This is a genomic window from Pseudarthrobacter sp. MOO13 (assembly GCF_058267655.1).
In genome coordinates, this window is sequence record NZ_CM177848.1 from 2,703,172 (window position 1) to 2,726,245 (window position 23,074).

General features: G+C 67.4%; 21 protein-coding genes and 2 riboswitches. Of the genes, 8 read left to right on the top strand and 13 right to left on the bottom strand.

Translation table 11 applies throughout. The features are described from left to right. Positions 1 to 93: 93 nt before the first annotated feature. Positions 94 to 876, top strand: coding sequence for an alpha/beta hydrolase (locus AC4EEO_RS12490; RefSeq protein ID WP_491338942.1), 783 nt, complete (start codon positions 94 to 96; stop codon positions 874 to 876). Between the two features lie 11 nt (positions 877 to 887). Continuing rightward, positions 888 to 1,715, top strand: a complete 828-nt coding sequence (locus AC4EEO_RS12495; RefSeq protein WP_133832635.1) for a lysophospholipid acyltransferase family protein — start codon at positions 888 to 890, stop codon at positions 1,713 to 1,715. Between the two features lie 75 nt (positions 1,716 to 1,790). On the opposite strand, the gene AC4EEO_RS12500 is transcribed toward AC4EEO_RS12495, so the two are convergent. From AC4EEO_RS12500 to AC4EEO_RS12510, 3 genes are all read right to left on the bottom strand, one after another. Next, positions 1,791 to 2,840 (bottom strand): GNAT family N-acetyltransferase, encoded by a 1,050-nt coding sequence (locus AC4EEO_RS12500; RefSeq protein WP_491338943.1) that lies wholly within the window; start codon positions 2,838 to 2,840, stop codon positions 1,791 to 1,793. 2 nt (positions 2,841 to 2,842) lie between these two features. Beyond that, the gene (locus tag AC4EEO_RS12505) at positions 2,843 to 4,228 is read right to left on the bottom strand and encodes a glycine--tRNA ligase (protein WP_133832637.1); all 1,386 of its coding nucleotides are present in this window, start codon (positions 4,226 to 4,228) and stop codon (positions 2,843 to 2,845) included. A gap of 127 nt (positions 4,229 to 4,355) precedes the next feature. Beyond that, a complete protein-coding gene (locus AC4EEO_RS12510) occupies positions 4,356 to 5,351 on the bottom strand; it encodes a DMT family transporter (protein WP_133832638.1) in 996 nt (331 codons plus the stop codon). 32 nt (positions 5,352 to 5,383) lie between these two features. On the opposite strand from AC4EEO_RS12510, the gene AC4EEO_RS12515 reads away from it, so the two are divergent. Further along, positions 5,384 to 5,617 carry an RNA-binding S4 domain-containing protein gene (locus AC4EEO_RS12515; protein ID WP_018763404.1) on the top strand — a complete coding sequence of 78 codons (234 nt, stop codon included), beginning with the start codon at positions 5,384 to 5,386 and terminating at the stop codon, positions 5,615 to 5,617. A gap of 31 nt (positions 5,618 to 5,648) precedes the next feature. Here AC4EEO_RS12515 and AC4EEO_RS12520 read toward each other — a convergent pair whose 3' ends face one another. Then, positions 5,649 to 6,299 carry an alpha/beta hydrolase gene (locus AC4EEO_RS12520; protein ID WP_491338944.1) on the bottom strand — a complete coding sequence of 217 codons (651 nt, stop codon included), beginning with the start codon at positions 6,297 to 6,299 and terminating at the stop codon, positions 5,649 to 5,651. Between the two features lie 77 nt (positions 6,300 to 6,376). On the opposite strand from AC4EEO_RS12520, the gene AC4EEO_RS12525 reads away from it, so the two are divergent. After that, a complete protein-coding gene (locus AC4EEO_RS12525) occupies positions 6,377 to 7,246 on the top strand; it encodes an SGNH/GDSL hydrolase family protein (protein ID WP_491338945.1) in 870 nt (289 codons plus the stop codon). Between the two features lie 49 nt (positions 7,247 to 7,295). Then, on the top strand, positions 7,296 to 7,886 hold the full coding sequence (locus tag AC4EEO_RS12530) for a hypothetical protein (RefSeq protein ID WP_491338946.1): 591 nt from the start codon (positions 7,296 to 7,298) through the stop codon (positions 7,884 to 7,886). Positions 7,887 to 7,906: 20 nt separating this feature from the next. On the opposite strand, the gene AC4EEO_RS12535 is transcribed toward AC4EEO_RS12530, so the two are convergent. The 3 genes from AC4EEO_RS12535 to AC4EEO_RS12545 all read right to left on the bottom strand — a co-directional run bounded on the left by AC4EEO_RS12535 (position 7,907) and on the right by AC4EEO_RS12545 (position 11,829). Further along, positions 7,907 to 9,043, bottom strand: a complete 1,137-nt coding sequence (locus tag AC4EEO_RS12535; RefSeq protein ID WP_491338947.1) for an alcohol dehydrogenase catalytic domain-containing protein — start codon at positions 9,041 to 9,043, stop codon at positions 7,907 to 7,909. 117 nt (positions 9,044 to 9,160) lie between these two features. Further along, the gene (gene metX, locus AC4EEO_RS12540; RefSeq protein ID WP_018763400.1) at positions 9,161 to 10,276 is read right to left on the bottom strand and encodes a homoserine O-acetyltransferase MetX; all 1,116 of its coding nucleotides are present in this window, start codon (positions 10,274 to 10,276) and stop codon (positions 9,161 to 9,163) included. A gap of 12 nt (positions 10,277 to 10,288) precedes the next feature. Beyond that, a riboswitch (SAM riboswitch) is annotated at positions 10,289 to 10,404 on the bottom strand. A gap of 99 nt (positions 10,405 to 10,503) precedes the next feature. After that, entirely contained in the window at positions 10,504 to 11,829 is a 1,326-nt protein-coding gene (locus AC4EEO_RS12545; RefSeq protein ID WP_491338948.1) for a bifunctional o-acetylhomoserine/o-acetylserine sulfhydrylase, read from the bottom strand. Between the two features lie 43 nt (positions 11,830 to 11,872). Beyond that, a riboswitch (SAM riboswitch) is annotated at positions 11,873 to 11,987 on the bottom strand. Between the two features lie 270 nt (positions 11,988 to 12,257). On the opposite strand from AC4EEO_RS12545, the gene AC4EEO_RS12550 reads away from it, so the two are divergent. The 3 genes from AC4EEO_RS12550 (at position 12,258) to AC4EEO_RS12560 (ending at position 16,389) form a co-directional block, all read left to right on the top strand. After that, entirely contained in the window at positions 12,258 to 13,841 is a 1,584-nt protein-coding gene (locus AC4EEO_RS12550) for a S8 family serine peptidase (RefSeq protein WP_491338949.1), read from the top strand. 101 nt (positions 13,842 to 13,942) lie between these two features. Continuing rightward, positions 13,943 to 14,581 (top strand): VOC family protein, encoded by a 639-nt coding sequence (locus AC4EEO_RS12555; protein ID WP_026265047.1) that lies wholly within the window; start codon positions 13,943 to 13,945, stop codon positions 14,579 to 14,581. A 215-nt stretch (positions 14,582 to 14,796) separates the two neighbouring features. Then, the gene (locus AC4EEO_RS12560; protein WP_491338950.1) at positions 14,797 to 16,389 is read left to right on the top strand and encodes an HNH endonuclease signature motif containing protein; all 1,593 of its coding nucleotides are present in this window, start codon (positions 14,797 to 14,799) and stop codon (positions 16,387 to 16,389) included. A 43-nt stretch (positions 16,390 to 16,432) separates the two neighbouring features. On the opposite strand, the gene AC4EEO_RS12565 is transcribed toward AC4EEO_RS12560, so the two are convergent. The 6 genes from AC4EEO_RS12565 to tdh all read right to left on the bottom strand — a co-directional run bounded on the left by AC4EEO_RS12565 (position 16,433) and on the right by tdh (position 22,964). Continuing rightward, entirely contained in the window at positions 16,433 to 17,212 is a 780-nt protein-coding gene (locus AC4EEO_RS12565) for a CPBP family intramembrane glutamic endopeptidase (RefSeq protein ID WP_491338951.1), read from the bottom strand. Between the two features lie 134 nt (positions 17,213 to 17,346). Continuing rightward, positions 17,347 to 18,135, bottom strand: a complete 789-nt coding sequence (locus tag AC4EEO_RS12570) for a DeoR/GlpR family DNA-binding transcription regulator (RefSeq protein ID WP_018763027.1) — start codon at positions 18,133 to 18,135, stop codon at positions 17,347 to 17,349. Positions 18,136 to 18,234: 99 nt separating this feature from the next. After that, the gene (gene hutI / locus AC4EEO_RS12575; protein ID WP_491338952.1) at positions 18,235 to 19,446 is read right to left on the bottom strand and encodes an imidazolonepropionase; all 1,212 of its coding nucleotides are present in this window, start codon (positions 19,444 to 19,446) and stop codon (positions 18,235 to 18,237) included. 11 nt (positions 19,447 to 19,457) lie between these two features. After that, the gene (locus AC4EEO_RS12580) at positions 19,458 to 20,570 is read right to left on the bottom strand and encodes an NAD(P)/FAD-dependent oxidoreductase (RefSeq protein WP_491338953.1); all 1,113 of its coding nucleotides are present in this window, start codon (positions 20,568 to 20,570) and stop codon (positions 19,458 to 19,460) included. A 142-nt stretch (positions 20,571 to 20,712) separates the two neighbouring features. Then, a complete protein-coding gene (locus AC4EEO_RS12585; protein WP_491338954.1) occupies positions 20,713 to 21,909 on the bottom strand; it encodes a glycine C-acetyltransferase in 1,197 nt (398 codons plus the stop codon). An 8-nt stretch (positions 21,910 to 21,917) separates the two neighbouring features. After that, positions 21,918 to 22,964, bottom strand: coding sequence for an L-threonine 3-dehydrogenase (gene tdh / locus AC4EEO_RS12590; protein WP_491338955.1), 1,047 nt, complete (start codon positions 22,962 to 22,964; stop codon positions 21,918 to 21,920). Positions 22,965 to 23,074 lie beyond the last annotated feature (110 nt).

A 23,074-nucleotide genomic window follows, 5' to 3' on the forward strand; every position in this document is an offset into this window, starting at 1 on the left:
CGGCGCCCATCAGCAGTACAACCTCATGGCTTGTACTCTACGTGCGGCGCCATAGGGTTTATAAATGGACCATCGGATGGGGAGGAACCAGGCATGGACAACGGTGGGACACGTGGAACCGATACCCGCGGGACGGGAAAAAGTGGCGGGGAACAGGCCGGGCGCGCGCCTTCGGATCCCCAGCACCGTCCCGTACTGAGCGTCCTTGCGGCATCCGGTGCCACCAAGGGAGTGGTCCTGGTCCTGCACGGCGGGAGGGCGCACAGCCGCGCACCCGTGGAGGCCCGGCACCTGAGCCCGGCCAGGATGGTCCCCTTTGCCCGGGACCTGCACCGCATGGGAAGGAAACACGGGCTGGCGGTCTGGTCACTGCGCAACAGCGTCCGCGGCTGGAATGGCCCGGACATGACCCCGCTGCAGGACGCACGGTGGGCGCTCCAGCAGATCGAGGAACAGCACCCCGGCGTACCGATCTTCCTGCTGGGCCACTCGATGGGCGGCCTGACAGCCGTCTGCGCCGCAGACCACCCGCAGGTTGAAGCCGTGGTGGCCCTTGCGCCATGGCTAAGCCCGGAGACCCCTTCCGCCCGGGTCGCCGGACGGAAGGTGCTGATCGTGCACGGAACCACGGACCACATGACCAGCCCCCGGCAGTCGCTGGCATTCGCCCGCCGCGCCACCGCGGAAGCGTCAAGCATGCAATATGTGTCCCTGAAGGGTGTGGGGCACTTCATGCTCCGAAAGATCCGGGTGTGGCAGACGCTGGCCTCCGGGTTTGTCATTAAGTCCTTCGCGGAAAGCACGGGCGCCCCTGTCCGGCCGCCGCGTTCTTTTACGCAGCTGCTGCCGGAATCGTCCGTGCACGTCACCCTCTAGGCGCCGTCCCGATGCCTTGGCGTCCCCCGTCCAACGACACCTTCTACCGGGTCATCGTCCGTACCGGGCAGTTCCTGCGCTGGGCCCTCCGGCTGGACATCCAGGCGACCGGCCTGGAAAACCTTCCCGCGAAGGAACCGGCCACCGGCCCTTCCCGCCGGGCGTCCCCCGGAAAGGGAGCGGTCTTCGCCATCACGCACTTCGGCTACGTGGACTTCGCGGTAGTCGAGCTGCTCCTGTGGCGGCATACGCGTGCCCAGCTGCGGTTCCTCGTCCATCAAGGCGCCGCAGACCACTGGTTGGCCGGCCCCGCCATCAGCGCCAGCGGCCATGTGGTGGTGGGCTATGCGGACCGTTCAGACGCCTACGATGCCGCGGTGGCCAAGCTGCGGGCCGGCGAGTACCTCGCGGTCTTCCCGGAGGCCGGGGTGAGCCGCAGCTTCACGGTTCGCGAATGCAGGACCGGTGCCGTGCGGATGGCTGCGGAAGCCGGGGTCCCGGTCATTCCGGTTTCGGTCTGGGGTGCCCACCGGGTGATGACCCGCGGCCACGGATTTTCCCTTCGGCGCAGCTGGCGGGCACCGGTGCGCCTCGAAGTGGGAGCGCCGATCGTCTTTCCGCATGACGTTGACGTTGAGGAGGCCACGGAGGCGCTGCGCGGCACGCTCCAGGCCGGGATCGACCGGTGCATTGCAGGCTTTCCGCTGCAGCCGGAGCACGGGGCGTGGTGGATGCCGGCGCACTTGGGCGGCGGCGCTCCTTCGGACGCCGAGCGGCAGCGCCTGGACGCCGCAGACGCCGCCGCGGGCCGGCGTCGTGGTTCCCGCCAAACGAAGTAAGCGCCAGGTCTTGCCGTGAAGGTCACGGCAAAACCTGGCGCTGCCTTGGCTGCCGGGTTGGCCGGCCGGCCCCGGTCAGTCGGAGACCACCAGGGTTTCCGCCGCGGCGAGGCGGGCCTTGCCGGACTCCAGTAGGGGTTCGACGGCGGCGCGCAGCGCGGTCATCGAGTCGTCCAGTTCCAGCATCACCGGGTGCTGGTAGGCGATGAGGGCGAGCATGTCGCGCACGGCCTCGGCAGCGTCCGCGGCGGACAATGCCGGCTCATGTCCCACGAAAACGTCCGTCGGTATGTCGGCGCCCGTTGTCTCTGCACCAGGGGTTTGCAGGTGGGCCGGTGCGGCATCAGGCCCGGCGGGGGCCGCGTAGCTGACGGCGAAGGCCCGGATGCGGCCCTTCTTGCTCGGCGCCACGCCGGCCCCGAAAGCCGATTCCGGTTCGGCCCGCAGCACGATGGCGCCGTGCGCGCCGGTGAGCTCGTCCAGGAACAGTTTCTGCACCTGTCCCACGGAGAGGACCCCGGGTGAATCCCAGTCATGGATGGCGGTGTAGTAGCGTCCCACCACGTCGGTGAGCTCCACCGAGCCGGTGGCCAGGTCCATGACGAAGTCGGAGCCTGCGTTCTCGCCGCCGGCCGCACCGTCCCCGTCCTTGGCCGGGAAGACGGGCAGCCGGAGGGCGCCCGGCTCGACGACCACCAGGCGCGAGCGCTGGATGGGTTCCAGCCCGAACGCTTCGGCGAAGGCGGCCCCGGCGGTGCCGGGCTCCACCTTGGCGCGCAGCCTGGTGACACCCGACGGCGCGTTTTCGGCTTCGCGGCGCAGCATGGTCAGCAGGCTGGCGCCGATGCCGGCGCGGCGATGGCCCCGGGCCACCTCGATGTAGGTCCAGAGGCGTTCCGGGTGCAGGGACGCCTCGTAGACGACGCCGGCGGCTACCGGGATGCCGACGCCGTCAATAACGTCCTCGGCCACGATGCAGCGGCGCCACGGCGTGCCGTCCCGGCCGTTGGAGGACAGTGCCAGGGCGCCGCGGAACTGGCGGGCCTCACCGGTGTCCGGGTCACCCCAGATTTCCAGCAGCGCAAGGTCGTCACCATCGCGCCATGGGCGGTATTCGATGGCCATGCTCAGGCGCCGATCAGCCGTGCGGCCAGGTAACCCTCCACCTTGTCCAGGGAAACACGTTCCTGGCTCATGGTGTCCCGCTCGCGGATGGTGACGGCCTGGTCCTCGAGGGTATCGAAGTCCACGGTGATGCAGAACGGGGTGCCGATCTCATCCTGGCGGCGGTACCGGCGGCCGATAGCGCCGGCGTCGTCAAAGTCGATGTTCCAGTTCTTGCGCAGCTGGGCTCCAAGTGCCTTCGCCTTCGGTGACAGGTCCTCGTTGCGGCTCAACGGCAGCACGGCGGCCTTGACGGGGGCCAGGCGCGGGTCAAGCTTCAGCACGGTGCGCACGTCCACGCCGCCCTTGGCGTTGGGGGCCTCGTCCTCGGTGTACGCGTCCACCAGGAACGCCATGAAGGAACGGGTCAGGCCGGCCGCGGGCTCGATCACGTAGGGGGTGTAGCGCTCGTTGGTGGCCTGGTTGAAGTAGCTCAGGTCCGTGCCGGAAGCCTTCGCGTGGGTGGAGAGGTCAAAATCGGTCCGGTTGGCGATGCCTTCCAGTTCGCCCCACTCCGAGCCCTGGAAACCGAAGCGGTACTCGATGTCCGTGGTGCCCTTGGAGTAGTGGCTCAGCTTCTCCTTGGGGTGCTCGAAGAAGCGCAGGTTTTCGTCGCGGATGCCCAGGCCGGTGTACCAGGCCATGCGCTCGTTCATCCAGTACTTGTGCCACTCTTCATCCGTGCCGGGCTCGACGAAGAACTCCATTTCCATCTGCTCGAACTCGCGCGTGCGGAAGATGAAGTTGCCCGGCGTGATCTCGTTGCGGAAGGACTTGCCGATCTGGCCGATGCCGAACGGCGGCTTCTTCCGGGAGGTGGTGAGCACGTTGTTGAAGTTCACGAAGATGCCCTGGGCGGTTTCGGGGCGCAGGTAGTGCAGGCCCTCCTCGCTGGCGACCGGGCCCAGGTAGGTCTTGAGCAGGCCGGAGAACTCCTGCGGCTCGGTCCACTGGCCGCGGGTGCCGCAGTTGGCGCAGGCAATGTCCTTCAGGCCATTTTCCGCCGGGCGGCCCTTCTTCTCCTCGTACTCTTCCTCGAGGTGGTCGGCGCGGTACCGCTTGTGGCAGGAGAGGCATTCCACCAGGGGGTCGGAAAAGACCTCGACGTGGCCGGAGGCCTCCCACACCTGGCGGGGCAGGATCACGGAGGAGTCAAGGCCCACCACGTCCTCGCGGCCGCGGACCATGGACTGCCACCACTGGCGCTTGATGTTTTCCTTCAGCTCAGCGCCCAAAGGGCCGTAGTCCCAGGCAGAACGCGAACCTCCGTAGATCTCACCGGCCTGGAACACGAAGCCCCTCCGCTTGGAGAGGGAAATGACCTGGTCGAGGACGGATTTTGCTGCCATGGGGTAACTCCAATTTCTACAGGGCCGCTGGGTGCGGTCCGCGGTGTGCAAACCCCGGCTGCGGCGTGCAGGGCACACCGGGCACCGGGTGGGCGGATGGGGGAAGATGCGTCAAAAGCTGCGTGTACTAGCCTACCGGCCGGCGCCCCCGGAGCGCGCCCCGCGGCCAGGGCAAGGTTGCCAGGATGATGGCGCCGAGGGTGAGCAGGGTCCCAAGGACCGTGGCAGGGGCGACGACGGTGCCAGGCGCGGGCAGCACCAGGTCCAGTGCCAGGGACCCCAGGAGTTGGCCCGCGATCATGCCGAGCCCGGTGACCAGGACGCCGAGGCTGCGGACCAGCAGGGCACCCAGGCCGATGAACACGCAACCCATGGGACCGCCCAGGTAGTACCACCAGTCGGCGGGCAACGGGTTGCCCGGCCCGGCCACCGCGAGCTTCACGGCGAACGCCGCCCACAGCACGATGGTGCCGGCCACGAAGTTGACCAGGGTGGCGGCGATGGGGGTGCCGTAGTGGACGGTGGCGGTGCCGTTCATGGCCTGCTGGAAGCTCATCAGGAAGCCTGCGGCCACCGGCAGGAGCAGCGGAACGAGCAACGCAGCCGGGTCGGCGCCGGTATCGGCACCTCCCCCGCCGAACCGCGGCGACACTGCCCAGGCGACGGCCGCGATGGTCAGGACGCAACCGATGATGCGGATTCCCGTGACGGACTTCTTCCCGGCCGGGCCGATCCCCAGCCGGTCCACCAGCAGCCCGCTCACGGTCTGTCCCGTGACGGTGGCGACGGTGAAGAGGGCCACCCCGAGGAGGCCCACGGTAAAGGACTGGGCGAAGACGAACAGCGCGCCGATGGCGCCGGCCAGCACGTAGATGCGGGGAAAAGCCCGGGTACGGACGGCCGGGAGGATGGCCGCCAGCCCGGCCCGGCCCCGCGGCAGGACCAGCGAGATCAGGATCATCACCAGCAGGCCGGTGCTGAAACTGACCACGGCTGCGGCGATTCCGTCGTTGAGGCGGGCGCCGAGGGCTCCGTTGATGCGGCCTTGGACGGGGATGGCCAGGCCGGCGCCCACCGCCAGGGGCAGGCCTGCGAGGACGGGCAGGCGTGGAGGGGAGGTCATTGGATCCACCTTAGTTCAGGCATTATTGCTGTATGAGCAACCCCATTGACGACGTCCCTATCCGCGACAGCATGATCCGGCTGGGCCAGCTGTTGAAGCTTGCCAACCTCGTGGAGGACGGCGTGGAGGCAACGGAGCTCATCAAGAACGGGCTGGTGAAAGTCAACGGCGAAATCGACGACCGCCGCGGCCGCCAGCTGCACCACGGCGACACCGTCACCGTGAACGGGCACACCGTGAAGGTGGTCGCGCCGGAGGCGGGCTGACCGCCACGGCCGCGGCGCCGTCGTCGTACGCCTACTTGTTGAGCACCTCGTGGGTGAGGAACTCCCCCACGTGGCCGATCTCCTGCTGGTTGATGCCGTGCCACATGCCCGTGTAGAGCACCTTGGTGAGCTTGACGTGCTTGCGCACCCACCCCATGGTGAACTCGATCTTGTCCTGGGTGATCACCGGGTCCTGCTGGTCCCGGCCCCAGAACATGGGGATGGTTCCGTCCAGTTCTGCATCCTTGAAGGTGGGGTCGCCGGCGGCGTCCACCACGAAGCCCGAGAGCCCGACGACGGCAGCGAAGTCCGTGGGACGCTGCCGCAGGAGGGTGGTGGCCATGGCCATGCCCATGGAGAAGCCCAACAGGGAAACGGAGGGGTGGCCTTCCCTGATGGTGTCGATCCATTCCTGGACGTAGGCCGACGCCGCCTTGACCCGGTCCAGGGAGTAGTCGATGGACGCCGTCAACGGGAACCAGGTGAAGCCCGGGCCCATGGCGATCGGCGCCCGGACGGATGCCACCGCAAAGTCCCCCGGAAGCATCCCGGCAAGGCTGAACAGGTCCTGTTCGTTGGCGCCGTAGCCATGGAGCAGCACCAGCAGCGGTTTGCCGGCACGCTGCTCTTCGGGGTGGGACCACAGGACAACGGGAGCGGGAAATACTTCGGCGTCAGTCATGGTTTCCATTCTTACAGTTACCCGAAAGTAACAACCTACGTTGGCGTAGCCATTGAAGCGGAAGGCAGGATAGGACAGTGACTGACGCAAGTGCCATCCAGACCCCGTCCGTGCACCCCGGTTCCCACCCCTGGAGCCGGTACGTGGCGATGGGCGATTCCTTTACCGAGGGCATCGGCGACCCCGAGCCCTCAAGCCCCGGAGGGCACCGCGGCTGGGCCGACCGGGTGGCCGAAGAACTGGGCCGCACCAAGCCGGACTTCGCCTACGCCAACCTCGCCGTCAGGGGCCGGCTCCTGCAGCAGATCGTGGACCAGCAGCTGGCCCCGGCCCTGGCCCTGAAGCCGGACCTGGTCACCTTGTCAGCAGGCGGCAACGACCTCATCCGCCCGGGCGGCGACCCCGACGCACTGGCCGAAAAGCTCGATTCCGTGGTCCAGATCCTGTCCATGGGCGGCGCCACCGTGGTCCTGTTCAACGGTCCGGACACCGGCTCCTCGGTCCTGGGCAGGATCCGGAGCAAGGTGGCCATTTACAACGAGAACCTGCGGACTGTCGCGGCCCGGCACGACGCCGTCATCGCCGACATGTGGTCCCTCCGGCAACTGAGCGATCCGCAGATGTGGGACCAGGACAGGCTGCACTTCTCCCCGTTGGGGCACCACACCATCGCGGCCATGGTGCTGGACTCGCTTAACGTTGAACATTCGCTGGAACCCCTCCAGCCCAAGGATCTGCCGCCCCGGACCTGGCGCGAGGCAAGGACCGGGGACTTGGTGTGGGCGCGCGAATACTTCGTGCCCTGGGTACTGCGCCGGCTCCGGCACCAGTCCTCCGGTGACGGCGTCACGGCGAAACGGCCGACGCCGGGTCCCGTCTTTGGCCCGGGCGTTCCGTTGGGGTCCGGCGAGGGTCCGCTGGGAACCTCGGAACCCAGCCGCCGGTAGGACCGCACGGGGTTACGCTGGAGGGACAACCTTCGAGAGGCGCGGCACCGTGAGCAGCTTGTTTTTGTGGATCATCATCCTGTCCTTCGTTGTCCCCATAGCCATGCGGATGTACCGGCGGTCCATGGCACGGCGGGACCGGGACCAAGGCTTGCCGGGCCAGTACCCTGGCCAGTTTCCGGGACAGTACGGGCCGGGCGGGTTCCCCGGGTCCGGCCAGTTTCCCGGGTCCGCGGGGCCGCAGAGCAACCAGCCCCGCGACGGCTACACCCAGCAGGACTACTACTCCGGCGGCTTCCGCCAGCCCCGCCCGGCCAATGAATCACAGCCACAGCCCTACCAGTACGGGCAGCCCCCCATGCCGGACCCCCGCTACGGCGCGCCCCAGGAGCCGCCGTTCCAGCAGTTCCCGGGCCAGCAGTTCCCGGGTCAACAGGGTATGGGCCAGCAGTTCCCCGGCCAGCAGCAGGGTACCGGCCACACGCCGGCCGGCCCGCCTCCAGGCCCGGCCGTTCCCCCGCCGGGAGCGCCCCAAGGATTCCGTGCCCGGAAGCTCGCAGAACTGGACCAGCAGTACAGCAACGGCGAAATGTCCATGGAGGACTACATGAAGCGCCGCAGCGACATCATGAACGGCTGAGCCCCAGCCGCCGCCACGCCTCAAGCCCGGAAGAGCCGCCTGACCACTTGCCCGGATGCCAGCGCATCCAGGCCTTCATTGATGTCGGCCAGCGGACGGGTATCGGTGTGCAGCAGTTCCACCGGAAGCCTGCCTTCCCGCCAGTAGCCCAGGTACGCCGGGATGTCTCGGCGGGGAACCGCGTCGCCCATGTAGGAGCCGAGGAGCCGTTTGCCCGCGCCTGCGAACTGCAGTGCCGGAACGGACAGTTCAGCAGACGGATGGGGCAGTCCCACAGAGACAACCGCGCCGCCCCGCGTCACCAGATCAAGGCACGTTGCGATCACGCCGGCCGAGCCGACTGCTTCGACGGCCACATCCACCCCGTCACCGGCAGCCTCGGCCACAAGACGGGCCGCATCCGCAGGCGTTCCCACCGCCGTGGCACCGGCGTCCAGGGCCAATGGGTGCTTGCCCGGATTCGGATCGATGGCTATCACTCCGGCGGCCCCGGCGAGGCGGGCCGCCATGACGGCCGATAAGCCTACTGCGCCGATGCCGAAGACAGCCACGGACTGTCCCGGACTGACGCCTGCCGTATTGAGCACGGCCCCCATTCCGGTGAGCACGGCGCAACCAAACATCGCCGCGACGGTGTCCGGGACGTCGTCGTCAATCACCACCACCGACTCCCGCGCCACCACGGCGTAATCCGCAAACGCCGAGACGCCCAAATGGTGGTTGATGCGCTCCCCCGCCGGCGTGCGCAGCAAGGCCGGCCCATGCAGCAGGTCACCGGAGCCGTTGACCTCCGCAGCGCGGTGGCAAAGCGCGGGCCTCCCGGCCCGGCAGGCCCGGCAATGGCCGCAACTGGGCACGAAAACGAGCACCACGTGGTCTCCCACGGACACATCGGCTACCCCGTCGCCCACGGACACCACCCGTCCCACCGCTTCGTGGCCCAATGCCATCGGAAGCGGCCGGACCCTGGAGCCGTCCACCACGGACAGGTCCGAATGGCACAGGCTCGAATAGGTGATGGCAACCCCAAGCTCACCGGCGCGCGGCTGTGCTTGGTCCAGCTCCTGAACGACCAACGGTTTCGCGTCAGCGTAGGTGGGGTTTCCCGATGCCTGTCCGGCGGCGGGAACGGTCGAATACAGGACGGCGGCTTTCATGACACGATCATGCCGTACTTCCACCCCGGGCCTGCCGCACTGTGGCACCGCGGCGTCCACCGGCAGCGTGCACCGGAAGCACCGCAGGGCAGCCGGCCGCTGCCGGGACGGGCGCAGCTAGGCCAGGAACGTCGTCCGGAGCTGGTTCCCCAGCTGTCCGATCTCGGTCAGGAAGCCGTCATGGCCTATCGGTGCCGAGATCATATGCACGTCAACCTCACCCGGCAGGGCCTGGGCCAATTCGCGGGACTGGGACGGGAAGTAGAGCCGGTCGGAGTCCACGGCGGCAACGAAGAACCGGGCGGTGGCGGAGGCCAGGGTCTCGGCCAGCGGCCCGCGGCCACGGCAGACATCGTGGCTCATCAATGCCTCGGTGAGGGCGATGTAGCTGTTGGCGTCGAACCGGCGGACGAGCTTCCTGCCCTGGTGGTCCAGATAGCTTTCCACCTGGTAGCGTCCGCGGTTTGCCAGCAGTCCGCCGTGCAGGGGCGACTCGGGGGCCTGGGGTTCCCGGCCGAAGCGCCCTTCCAGTTCCGCGGCGGACCGGTACGTGATGTGGGCGATCCGCCGTGCCAGGGCCAGTCCGTCTTCCGGACACGGTCCGCCGTAGTAGTCGCCGCCGTTGAAGTTCGGATCCTGGCGGATGGCCAGGGTCTGGGCCTGGGCGAAAGCGATCTGTTCAGCCGTGCTGGCAGCGCCGACCGAGATGACGGCGCAGCGCTGCACCCGGTCAGGGTAGGTCACCGCCCACTCCAGGGCGCGGGCACCCCCCATGGAACCCCCAAGGACGGCGTACCAGCTCCCGATGCCCAGCTGGTCCGCCAGCCGGGCCTCGGCAACAGTGCTGTCCCGCAGGGTGACCAGGGGGAAGCGTGAGCCCCAGGGTGCTCCGTCGGGGGCGGCCGACGACGGGCCCGTGGACCCGTAGCAGCCGCCCACAATGTTGACGGACACCACGAAGAACCTGTCCGTATCGACGGGCGCCCCAGGACCGGCCAGCTGTTCCCACCAGCCCTCTTCGTCGGTGTCGCCCCGGGTCACGTGGGTGCTGCCCGTCAGGGCGTGCTCGATCAGGATGGCGTTGCTGCCGTCCGCGTTCAGCGTGCCCCAGGTCTCGTACGCCAGGGTGACATCCGGCAGGTAGCCGCCGCCCTCGAGCTCGAGTCCTCCGATGGAGGCGTAGCGGACAACTCCGTGTTCGGGAATGGTGGTACGGGCGACGGTAACCGTCATGGCAAGACCTCTTCTACGCGCTTGCCTGCCGTCATTTGACCGGCAGGCCAGGTCTTCACCCGGGGCACCCCACCGCGGAAGGAGGGTTGCCGGCCAGCAAGCCGGGGCTGTCACTGGCACTCATGACCTGGTTCGAGTGTACGAAACACCCCCCGGTCCAGGCCAAGAGTGTGACTGGTTGTGACTTCCCGGCGCTGCCGGCCGGCAGCGCCCCGGCGTGCCGGCGGTCAGGCGTCGGCGCCGCCCTTGGCCGCGCGGAAACCGGCCTCCAGGTCGGCCAGGATGTCGTCGATGTGCTCCAAGCCAACCGACAAGCGGACCAGCCCCGGATTGACGCCGGCCACCACCTGCTGCTCGGGCGAGAGCTGGCTGTGGGTGGTCGACGCCGGGTGGATGACAAGCGAACGGACGTCGCCGATGTTGGCGACGTGCGAGTGCAGTTCCAGGGCGTCGACGAAGCGCTTGCCCGCCTCCGCGCCCCCGGCCAGGTTGAAAGCGACGACGGCGCCGGTCCCCTTGGGCCCGTACTTGCGGCCCCGTTCGTACCAGGGGCTGGACGGCAGCCCCGCGTAGGCGACCGATTCGACGTCGTCCCTTCCCTCCAGCCAGCGCGCCACCTCCGTGGCGTTGGAAACGTGCCGTTCCACCCGCAGGCTCAGCGTTTCCAGGCCCTGCGAAATCAGGAAGGCGTTGAAGGGCGAAACCGCCGAGCCAAGGTCGCGCAGCAACTGGACACGGGCTTTGAGGATGTAGGAAAGGTTGGCGCCCAGTGCGCCGCCCTCGCCAAGGTCCCGGGCGTAGACCAGCCCGTTGTAGGTGGGATCCGGGGTGTTGAAACCGGGGAACCGGCCGGGGTCCTTGCCGAAATCGAACTTGCCGGAGTCGACGATGACGCCGGCAATCGCCGAGCCATGACCGCCCAGGTACTTGGTGGCGGAGTGGATCACGATGTCCGCACCCCACTCCAGCGGCCGGATCAGGTAGGGCGTGGACAGGGTGTTGTCCACGATCAGGGGAACGCCGGCGTCGTGGGCCACCTGGGAGATGCCTTCGATGTCCAGGACGTCCTGGCGCGGGTTGGATACCACCTCGCCAAAGAACAGTTTGGTGTTGGGCTGAACGGCATTCCGCCACTGATCCAGGTTGTCCGGATCTTCCACGAAGGTGACCGCGATGCCGAACTTCTTCAGGGTGTGGGCGAACAGGTTGTAGGTGCCGCCGTACAGGCTGGGGCTGGCCACGATGTGGTCCCCGGCCTCGGCGATATTCAGGACGGCGAAGGTCTCCGCGGCCTGCCCCGAGCTCAGCAGCAAAGCGGCCAGGCCACCTTCGAGGCTGGCGATCCGCTGCTCCACCGCGTCCTGGGTGGGGTTGCCGATGCGGGTGTAGATCGGCGCCAGTTCGGCCAGCGCAAAACGGTTGGCTGCGCTCTCGGCGCTCGGGAACACGAAGGACGTGGTCTGGTAGATGGGAAGGGCGCGGGCCCCGGTGGCGCTGTCAGGCTCCTGGCCTGCATGGATCTGGCGGGTTTCGAAGGACCATCCGTTGGACATCTCAGTCTCCTATGACATGGGCCCGGCATGCTGGGAGCACCACGGGCCGCGCTTGCTTCCGGCAATTGCCGGACAGCCTGGTCCTCACCCGGGGCACCCCACCGCGGATGGAGGGTTGCCGGCCAGCGAGCCGGGGCTTAACGCTGGCACTCATGACCTGCGCCCAGTGTAGGAACATCACTCCGGCCGGGACAGCATTGTGACGAACATGGTCTTGCCGCTGTGTGCGGGCCGTGGGGGTCTCAGCCGACGGGCGGGGGACGGATCCGGGCGCGATGGCAGTCCGATGTGGAGGTTTTCCAAGGTTCCACAAATAATGCGAAGGATCGCCCGAGGTTTGGCCGCCAGCCGTCCTGGCCCGGATACCGTGGAAGCCGGACGACGTTATCCCGTCGCCCCCCAACCACGCACAAAGGAATTCGATTCCGTTGCCCCAGTCTTTGCGCCTGGCCCTTGCCGCCGCACTGTTGTCCGCCGTCGCCTTCTGCTCAAGCGGTACACCAGTGCAAGCCTCGGCGCCGCCAGCGGCAGCCACCGCGCCCGCCGCCGCTCCCTCGTCCGCTCCCGACAGCCCCAATGGCCGCTACCTGGTCCAGTTCCCGGCGGGAACTGACGTCCCAACGGCGGCGCGCGACCTTCGTTCCCAGGGGGTCGCCGTCGACCACACGTTCAGCAAGGCCCTGCACGGAGCGGCGATCAAAGCCACGGCGGCGCAAGCCGCCGCACTGCTGCGGTCCGGCAAGGCAACAGCCGTGGAACCCGATGCGGTATCGACGATTTCCGCCACGGAAAAACCCGCGCCCTGGGGTCTTGACCGGCTGGACCAGCAGGCGTTGCCACTGTCCGGCGCCTACACGTATGACGCTTCCGGCCTCGGTGTCCGCGCCTATGTGGTTGACACCGGAGTTCTCGCCTCGAACGTGGATTTCGGCGGACGGGTTGCCGCGGGATGGACGGCACTTTCCGACGGCGGCGGGACAAGTGACTGCAACGGACACGGCACCCACGTTTCGGGGATCATCGCCGGAACCGTCTACGGCGTGGCCAAATCCGCCACGATCGTGCCCGTGCGGACCTTGGCCTGCGACGGGTCCGGCTACTACTCGGACATCATCGCCGGACTCGACTGGATTGCCGGGGACCATGCCGCAGGAACTCCGGCCGTGGTGAACATGAGCCTTGGCGGACCGGTCAGCAGCCTCCTTGACACCGCAGTCCAGAATGTCGTCGACGATGGAATTTCCGTCGTCGTCGCGGCCGGGAATTCGGCCACGGATGCCTGCACGTCCTCGCCCGCCCGGGTCCCGTCCGCCTTGACGGTGGCCGCGAGCGACTCCTCGGACCACCAGGCCTCGTTCTCCAACTACGGCCAGTGCGTGGACCTTTACGCCCCGGGGGTGGCCGTTACCTCCACCTGGAACACGTCGTCGACGGCCACGGCATCGCTGAGCGGGACCTCCATGGCCTCACCGCACGTTGCCGGCACGGCAGCCCTCATCCTCTCCCGGCACCCGCTCTTCACGCCTGCGCAGGTCACGGACACCGTCCTGTCGACGGCTGTTCCGGGAACCATCGCCGGTGCCGGCGCCGGAACGCCAAACAAACTGCTGCACGTGCCTGCCAGCCCGCGCCTGCCGGGGGCATTCTCGTCGCAGGCGCCCTTCCGGCAGCTGGACACCCGCTACGGCACCGGCGGCATCAGCGGCCCCGTCGCACCCGGAGCCACCATCCGCGTCCCCGTCACCGGCCACGGCGGCATCCCCACCACCGGAGTCTCCGCCGTCGCCGTCAACGTCACCGTCACCTCACCCACCAGCTTCGGCAACATCACCGTCCACGCCGGCGGCACCCCCACCCCCGGAACCTCCAACCTCAACTTCAACACCGACCAAACCACCCCCAACCTGGTCATCACCCCCGTTGCCGCCGACGGAACCATCGCCCTGACCAACAACTCCGCCGGCACCGTCCAACTCATCGCCGACACCTTCGGCTACTACATCGCAAGCTGAACCCGACCTGCCGGGGGCTTCTTCAACCACTGCCAGGGACGCAAATCCAAGTAAGGGCACCCTTAGCTGAGAGCCCGATCACAAAGTGCCAAGATGTTGCCATGCGCATGGATCACGTCTCTTACGCCTGTGAACACGATGGCCTCGCGGCCACTACCGAACGTATTTCAACTGCCCTCGGCGTTGAGGCAGTGAAGGGCGGGGTCCACCCCCGGTTCGGCACCCGGAATATGATCATCCCCCTCGCCGGGCACAAATACCTCGAAGTTGTGGAGGTCCTGGACCACCCGGCTTCGGACAAAGCACCGTTCGGACAGGCAGTTCGTGCCCGTTCCGCTGCGGGCGGCGGCTGGATGGGCTGGTGCGTTGAAGTGGACGACCTTGCCCCGTTCGAGGAACGGCTGGGCCGAGCTGCCGTAAACGGCAACCGCAAGTTCCCGGATGGCCGCGAACTCGTTTGGAAGCAGATAGGCATCCTGGGCCTTATTGCAGACCCCCAGGTCCCCTACATGCTCAAATGGGAAGGCGACCCGTCCCTGCACCCCTCCAATGCCTACGAGAGCAACCTCAAGATGAGCTGCCTGACCATTGCCGGCTCCGCGTCGCGGGTGACCGAGTGGCTGGGCGAGCCGGTGGAGAAGCCGCTTGAAGACGTTGCGGTCGAGTGGGTAGCGCCGCACGGCACTCCCGGCATCCTGTCCGTCACATTTGAAACCGCCAACGGGGCCGTCACCATCTGACCATCCCGCGCGCTCTCCGGCGTAGTTCCGGAGAGCGCCTTAGGGCCGTGCGCCCAAAAAGCTTCGGCCGCCATCGGGTGGTGACAACGGCGTCACCACCCGATGGCGGCCGAATTCATTTAAGCGTTCCCGGGGAGGATCGCTGAATTATGCGGAAGGGCGCTGAACCACAAGCCTCCTCCATAAATGTCGGACCCTGGTTGGATGATGTGTTTATGGGAATCGGTGCGGATCTGGCGGTGGTGATGGAGGGTGTCTCTGCCTCTGTCGCTGCGCTCAGCGGGCTGGTTCGGGAGGATGCTGCGCTTTGTTCCGGCGCCGATGTTGGTGCTGAAGTGGATGTGTTGCAGCGGCGGTATGAGTCATGTCTGGGGCGGCTGGAGGTGGTGGCCCGGTTGGAGGCCCAGCTGGCGGCGGTGAAGGCGCGGGATGTGGCGGATGCCGTTGAGATCCAGCATGCTCTGCTTCCGCCGGACGCCCCGGTGGAGGAGCGCACGTTCGCGGAGATGTCCGTGGTGGAGGAGATCGCCGGGATCCTGACCATCAGTTCGGGGGTTTCCGGGGCGCTGGTGGAGCAGTCCCGCCGGGTCTGCTCCCTGCCCCCTGTGGTCGAGGCCCTGTCCACGGGTGCGGTGTCGTGGCAGCACGCCCGGATCGTGGCCGACGAAACCGAAGGCCTCACCCCTGCAGGGGCGGCCGGGTTGGTGGCGCACTTCTTCGACCCCGACGCACCCAACCCCGCCCGCGGCGCGGCCCCCGGTGACCTTGTCCCGTCCCGGTTCCGGGCGAAGGTCCGGGCCTGGCGGGAACGCCACCACCCTGGGTCCTTGGAGAAACGGCATGTGAAGGGGGTGGCGGACCGGCGGATGGATTACGCCCCGGACCGCGACGGGATGGCCTGGCTCTCGCTCTACCTGCCCGGGGACACCGCGTGCGCGATCTGGAACCGCAGCACCGCCACTGCCCGCGGCCTCCAAAACCCCGACGAGCCCCGCACCCTCACCCAGCTCCGCGCCGATGTCGCCGCGTCACTGCTCCTCGGCACCGGAAACACGACAGCCCCGGGTGAAGCTGCCGCAGATGCCGGTGCTATCGGCAAGATCCCCACGCCGCGGGCGGATGTCCTGGTCACGGTCCCGGTGTTCTCGCTGCTGGGCCTCACCGATGAGCCGGCCGTGCTGGACGGGTTCGGGCCGGTCCCGGCATCCATGGCGCGCAAGCTCGTCGCCGGCGGGGCGGAATCGTTCTACCGGGTCCTGGTCGACCCCCGCGACGGGGCACCCCTGGAAATAGGCCGTACCCGCTACCGGCTCCCGGCGACCATCAAACAATGGCTCCGGCTGCGGGACGGCACATGCACCTTCCCCGGCTGCACCAACCACACCCCCGACAACGACACCGACCACCTCAACCCCTGGCACCACGGCGGCACCACCGGAACCCACAACCTGGCCCAACTCTGCCCCCGACACCACCGCCTCAAACACCACAGCACCTGGACCCCCGACCCAGCCACCAAAAATGAACCACCCGGCTGGACCTCACCCACCGGCCGACACTACAAACCCGAACAACACGACCCCCAACCAACCCACTGGCCACCAGGAACCCTGCCGCTTGCCGAACTCCCAGCGTGCCCGGCTCTGGAGACGGAGGATCCGGAAACGGAGGAGCCTGACGGAAACAACCTGCTGGATCCCGACGAGCTTTGCGCGACTGATGCCCTCTGGGACGACTTCTACGCGAAACCCTTCGTGTTGCCACCGGACCCGCAAGCACAGTGGCCCTTGCTGTTGTCGCTGATGTGACAGCACATGTACGGGTTGAGCCGCCGAGGCTAATTCCCCACTCCTACCCCAGCCCCACGGCCTTGCCAAAGAGGCTGAAGCCGACGAACGCCACGATATCCAACAACGCGTGGGCGACGACCAGCGGCATGACGCGGCGGGTGCGGGTGTACAGCCAGGCGAAAACCACCCCCATGATCGCGTTGCCGATAAATGGCCCGAAACCCTGGTAGAGGTGATAGCTGCCGCGGAGCAGCGAACTGACGGCGATAGCGAGAGGCGTGCTCCAACCGAATTTGCCGAAGCGGTCCAAGAGGTAGCCCACCACAATGACTTCTTCCAGGACCGCGTGCCTGATCGCGGACAGGATCAGGACCGGCACCGTCCACCAGTAGGCGTCGAGCGCACTGGGAATGATCGACGTCGTGATTCCCAGCGCGCGGCCGGCGGCGTACAGCCCCAGCGACGGGATCCCGATCAGGGCCGCCAGCCCCAGGCCCTGCAGCAGGTCCCTTCCGGGCCGCGCAAAGTTGAACCCAAGCTTCCGGAACGCCGAACCTGATGAACCGGCGTCGTCCGGGGCGGCCTGGCGCTGGTCCGTGAGGAAGTAGAGGACCAGCAGCACGGGAACCAGCGCAAAGATGATGTCCAGCAACTGGTAGGTCAGGTCAAAGTACTCCCGCGTACTCTGCGACCGGTTCAGGGTGGAGGTTCCCTCCGCCAGTGGCGCACGGGTCATCTTATCCAGCAGCTGCACCACAGAGTACACAGCCGACTGGCCGAGTGAAAGGCCCAGAACGATCCAGACTTCGAGCCGCAGGCGACGGCGGGAGGGAACCAGCATGTTCCCATCTTGCCCTCAGTTTCTGGATCCGGGCTGATGGAGCGGCCGGAGGGAACCACAAGCCGGGGCAACACCAAGGATCCAGGCAGCACACCAGAGGGCGCACAGGCCACGCTTACACCAGCTGCCGGGCATCAGGCAGGCGCGATAATAACTTCCGTACCCCGGGCTTCGAAGGCCGCCTTGTCGTGGGCAGAAATGCCGGAATCAGTGATGAGCCGGGTGAAGTCGTAACCGTCCATGGTGGCGAAGGCCCGGACGCCCACCTTGGAAGAGTCGGCCAGGACGTACGAGACGCGGGCCCGGCTGGCGAGCAGCGCATTGACCGAGGCTTCCCCTTCGCCGGTGTTGGTGGGTCCCACCTCGGGGTCGATGCCGTTGACTCCGATGAATGCGATGTCCAGCACCACCTTTTGCATGATGATGTCCGTATAGGGCCCAACCAGCTCGTAGGAGCGGGGGTTGAGGATGCCCCCGGTGACCATGACTTTGATGTTGGGCCGCACCGCGAGCTGGCCGGCGATGTTGATGGCGTTGGTGACCACGGTGAGAGTTGGCTGGTTGGACGGGGCGTTCAGGTCTTCCCGCGTCGCCAGGATCTGCGCCAGGGCTGTGCTGGTGGTGCCCCCGCACAGCCCAATGACTGCTCCAGGCCGGATCAGGGCCGATGCGCACTGCGCGATTTGTTCCTTGGCCTCTGCGTGATCGTCACGGTTGTAGCGTCCGGGCAGGTCGTAGGCCAAGGCACCGGTAGTGGCGCCGCCGCGGGTCCGGGTCAGCAGCCGCCGCTTGGCAAGGCTGTCCAGGTCGCGGCGGGCAGTGGCCGGCGAAACATTCAGGCTGCTGACGATCTCGTCAACTTCCACTTGGCCGGTCCTGGCCAAGAGGTCAAGAATGGCCGTCAGCCGGTCTGTGCGCGTCATGCAGGGGGGCCTTTCAGTACACCAGCCACCCTATCGGATGACGTTTTCTGATTGTAACCCCGGGTGAACAATCAAGAAAAATCACTTAACCGGCAATCTTTACCGAGCCCGCACTCCGGCACGCCACACAGCGTACGTCAGCGGCATGCCCGGGCGGTAAGCGAGGTGGGTGGCGGAGGGTGCGTTGAGCAGGTGGAGGTCGGCCCGGTGGCCGACGGCGATCGATCCTACGGCCCGCTCGCCGTCCGCGTCACGCCCCACCTCCCGGTGCAGCGCCAAGGCACCGCCATAGGTGGCAGCACGGACGGCCTCGTGCACGCTCAGGTGCATCTGGAGAACGGCAGTGGTCACGCAAAATGCCATGGAACTGGTGTAGGACGTGCCCGGATTGCAGTTGGAGGCCAACGCCACCTGGACGCCAGCATCAAGGAGTGCCCGCGCCGGTGCCAGCGGCTGGCGGGTGGACAGGTCGCAAGCGGGCAGGCAGGTGGCCACCGTGCCCCGCTCCCCCGTGCCGGTGGCCGGGTCCCACGCGGACCACGAGGCCGCCAGGGCCTTGACGTCCCGCCCGGAAAGGTGGTTCACGTGGTCAACACTGGCAGCGCCCACCTCGACGGCTAATTGGACGCCCGGCCCTTCGCCCAACTGGTTGCCGTGCACGCGCAGGCCGAGCCCGGCGTCGCGGCAGGCCAGGAGCACACGGCGCGACTGCTCGGCAGTGAAGGCACCTTCCTCGCAGAACACGTCCGCCCACTGGACATAGGGCCTGACGGCGGCGAGCATCGGCCCGCAGACCAGGTCCGTGTAGGCCTCGGCATCCTGGCGGGCGGGAACCAGATGGGCACCAAGGTAAGTCACCTGGTCTGCCACTGTGGATGCGATCCGGGCGCTCCTGGCCTCATTCTCAATGTCCAGGCCGTACCCGGTCTTCGTCTCCAGGTAGGTGGTCCCCTGCGAGACGGCCTCAGCCACCCGGCCCATGGCCAGGCGCGTGAGATCAAAATCGGATGTGGCCCGGGTGGCCTTCATGGTAACGGCGATGCCGCCGGCAGCGTAGGCCTCACCGGCCATCCTGGCTTCGAACTCGGCGGTGCGGTCCCCGGCAAACAGCAAGTGGCTGTGGGAGTCCACCCATCCCGGCAGCATGGCCCGCCCGCCGGCATCGACGGCGTCGTCCGCGGCAGGTGCATCGGCCGCCGCGCCAATCCACGCGATCCGTTCCCCGTCCACTACCACGGCGGCGTCCCGCAGGACCCGGTGCTCAAGGTCCTGCGTCATCAGCTCGGCGATATTGGTGATCAGGGTGCTCATGGGACCATTCTTCAGCGTCGAATGGACCAGCGTGTGGCAGCTAGTGCCTCCACTGTCCGGGATGCCGGACCCGCCCCGCCTGCGCCGCCGCCGGATTGCCCGGCAAGGATCTGGGTGGCTGCAAACTCCGCCATGGCTGCGGAGGTCTGGAATCCGTAGCCGGCCTGCCCTGCGAGCCAGTAGAACCCCGGCGCTTCGGCGTCGAAGCCCGCCACCGGCACCCCGTCCGCCGCTTCGGTGCGCAGGCCCGTCCAGGCACGCCGGATGTGGGTGATCCCGAGGGCGGTCGTGGAGTTCAACATGGCCACCAAGCGTTCCACGTCGCCTGGCCGCGGACGCGCATCCTCGGGGCCGCTGGGCACCGTTTCGGACGGGGAAATCAGCACATCCGGGCCGTCCGGCCGGAAATAGAAGGAATTGTCCGCGGCGGCCACCATGGGGCTGTGTTCAGGCAGGGAGCGTTCGACGGCGGCAATCGCCGCAGTGCGCCGGTACGGCTGGAGTCCGAGCTTCTCGACGCCGCTGATCACGGCGAGTTCGTCGGCCCAGGCACCGGCCGCGTTGACCAGGACCCCGGCCTCAAAGCCTTCGCTGCCGGCGCCCACCTGCCACCCCGAGCCTTGCCGCTGGGCCGAGTGGACGCGGGCGCCCGTGATGATGTCCGCCCCGGCGGCGGCCGCCCTCTCACGGTGATCCGCCAGCAGGACAGGGGCGTTGCAGCCGAAGGACCCAGTGTCCAGCCCTGCGGCGGCAAACGTTTCCGGCAGGAGCGCCGGACACAGCTCGAGGGCACGGTCCACCGTGATCGGCTGCATGTGTCCGCTCGCTTCGGATACCACATCTTTCTCCGAGCCGATCAGCATGAAACTGCGCGGGGTCAGGACCGGTTCCGGCAGTTCCCTGTCGCGGGCAGCCAGCAGTTCGAGGGTCCGGACGGTGAGTTCCTGCACTACGGGAGGCCCGTAACTGGGGATGAGCTGGCGGGCGGAGCGGGAGGACGTGTGGTACGCCAGTTCCTGCTCCGCCTCCACCAGCGCAACGCTGCAACGCCCCGCCAGCGCGGACGCCAAGGACAGGCCGGCGATGCCGCCGCCTACGATCAGGACATCGTAATGTGCTGCCATTGGTCCATCCTCGCAGAGTTCATGCCGGGCGGGGTTTATGCCAGGCGCGCGTACATGCCCGGCGATGGTTGATGCCAGGCGCGCGTACATGCCCGGCGATGGTTGATGCCAGGCGCGCGTTCAGGCCATGCGGCGCTGCCGTTCAGGCTGCCGCGTCGGCACGGCTGGCGACGAACGCACGCACGCATGCTTCGACGTCGTCCGCTGTATGCGCGGCGGACAACTGCACCCGGATCCGGGCGGCACCGCGCGGGACCACCGGGAAGCTGAAGGCGGTGACGAAGACACCGTGCTGCAGCATCCGGTCCGCCACCTTGGCTGCCATCACTGCGTCCCCAAACATGACGGGCACGATGGCGTGCTCGCCCGGGAGCAGGTCGAAGCCTTCCTCGGTCATCCTGCGGCGGAACTGCGCGGCGTTCTCGAACAACCGGCGCCGGAGCTCAGCGGAGCTCTCCACGAGGTCAAGCGCTTTGAGCGTCGCGGCCACAATGGCGGGCGCCAATGAGTTGGAGAACAGGTACGGCCGCGCCTTTTGCCGCAGCATGGCCACGATCTCGCCGCGGCCGGACACGTAGCCGCCGGACGCCCCGCCAAGTGCCTTGCCGAAGGTTCCGGTGTAGATGTCCACCCGGTCCGAAACCCCTGCATGCTCCGGGGTGCCCGCGCCGGTAACGCCCATGAAGCCCACCGCATGGGAATCGTCCACCATCACCATGGCGCCGTATTTTTCGGCGAGGTCGCAGATGGCCTCGAGCGGGGCGAGGAAACCGTCCATGGAGAACACGCCGTCGGTGACGATCAGCTTCCGCCGCGCGTCCTGGGCCTCCTGGAGGCGGGCCTCGAGCTCGGCCATGTCCTGGTTGGCGTACCGGTAGCGGCGGGCCTTGCACAGGCGGATGCCGTCAATGATGGAGGCGTGGTTGAGGGCGTCCGAAATGACGGCGTCGTCCGGGCCGAGGAGGGACTCGAAGACGCCGCCGTTGGCATCGAAGCAGCTGGAGAAAAGGATGGTGTCCTCGGTCCCCAGGAACGCGGAGACCCTGGCCTCGAGGCTGAGGTGCAGGTCCTGGGTTCCGCAGATGAAACGGACACTGGCCATGCCGAAGCCGCGCTCATCCATGGCGGTTTTTGCGGCATTGATGATGTCCGGATGGTCGGCCAGGCCCAGGTAGTTGTTGGCACAAAAGTTCAGCACGTCGCTGCCTTGACCGCCGATCCGGCCCGCGATGATGTGGCTTGACTGCGGTGAACTGATGCTGCGTTCGGTCTTGTAGAGTCCCGCGGTGCGGATCTCGTCCAGCTCGCCGCGGAGCTGGTCCTTGATGGAGGTGTACATGGGGTTCCTTACAGTCGGGTCCAGTCGAGGACAACTTTTCCGCCCACGCCGCTGCGGGCAATGTCGAAGCCCTTCTCCCAGTCCGTGGCGGGCAGCGTGTCCGTGACCACGGCGGAGATTCCGGCGTGCAGCACCGGGTTGGAGGAGAGCATGGCGCTCATGGCGTACCAGGTTTCGTACATCTCCCGGCCATAGATGCCTTTGAGCGTGAGCATGTGGGTGACCACCTTGCCCCAGTCGATGGTGATGTCCTGGCTGGGCAGGCCCAGCATGGCGATCCGGCCGCCGTGGTTCATGTTGTCGATCATCTCAGGCAGGGCGGTGGGGTGGCCGGACATTTCCATTCCGACGTCGAACCCCTCCCGCATGCCCAGTTCACGTTGGGCATCGCGGACGCGGGTCGTGGAGACATCGATGGCGAGGTCGGCGCCCAGCTGCTTGGCCAGCTCCAGCCGCGGCACCGACACATCCGTGATGGCGATCTTGCGCGCGCCGGCGTGGCGGGCCACAGCGATGGCCATCAGGCCGATGGGACCTGCGCCGGTGATGAGCACGTCTTCGCCCACCAGGGGGAAGCTCAGCGCCGTGTGGACGGCGTTGCCGAACGGGTCGAAGATGGCGCCAAGCTCGGGAGTGACCGAGGGGTCGTGGTGGACCCAAACGTTGGTCTCCGGGATGACCACGTATTCGGCGAAGGCGCCGTCCCGCTGGACTCCCACGCTGACCGTGTGGATGCACATCTGCCGGCGCCCGGCACGGCAGTTGCGGCAGATACCGCAGACCACGTGGCCTTCGCCGGAGACTCGGTCTCCCACCTTGACCTCGCGGACGTCCTCGCCCACCTCCACCACTTCGCCGTAGAATTCGTGGCCGGCGATGAGCGGAGCCTCGATCATGCCCTGCGCCCAGGCGTCCCAGGACTGGATGTGGAGGTCGGTTCCGCAGATCCCGGTGGTCATCACGCGGATCTTGACGTCGGCCGGACCCGCCGTGGGTTCCGGCCGGTTGACGAGTTCGAATCCGGCGTGCGGGCCGGCCTTGTACAGGGCCTTCATTGGCGTCCTTACTTTCTTGGCATTCACATCAGCGGGTTGGTGTCCTCCTCATTGAAGCCCCGGGAAAGCATTAGCACAACAGGAATCTTCTCAATCGACGATTTAGATTT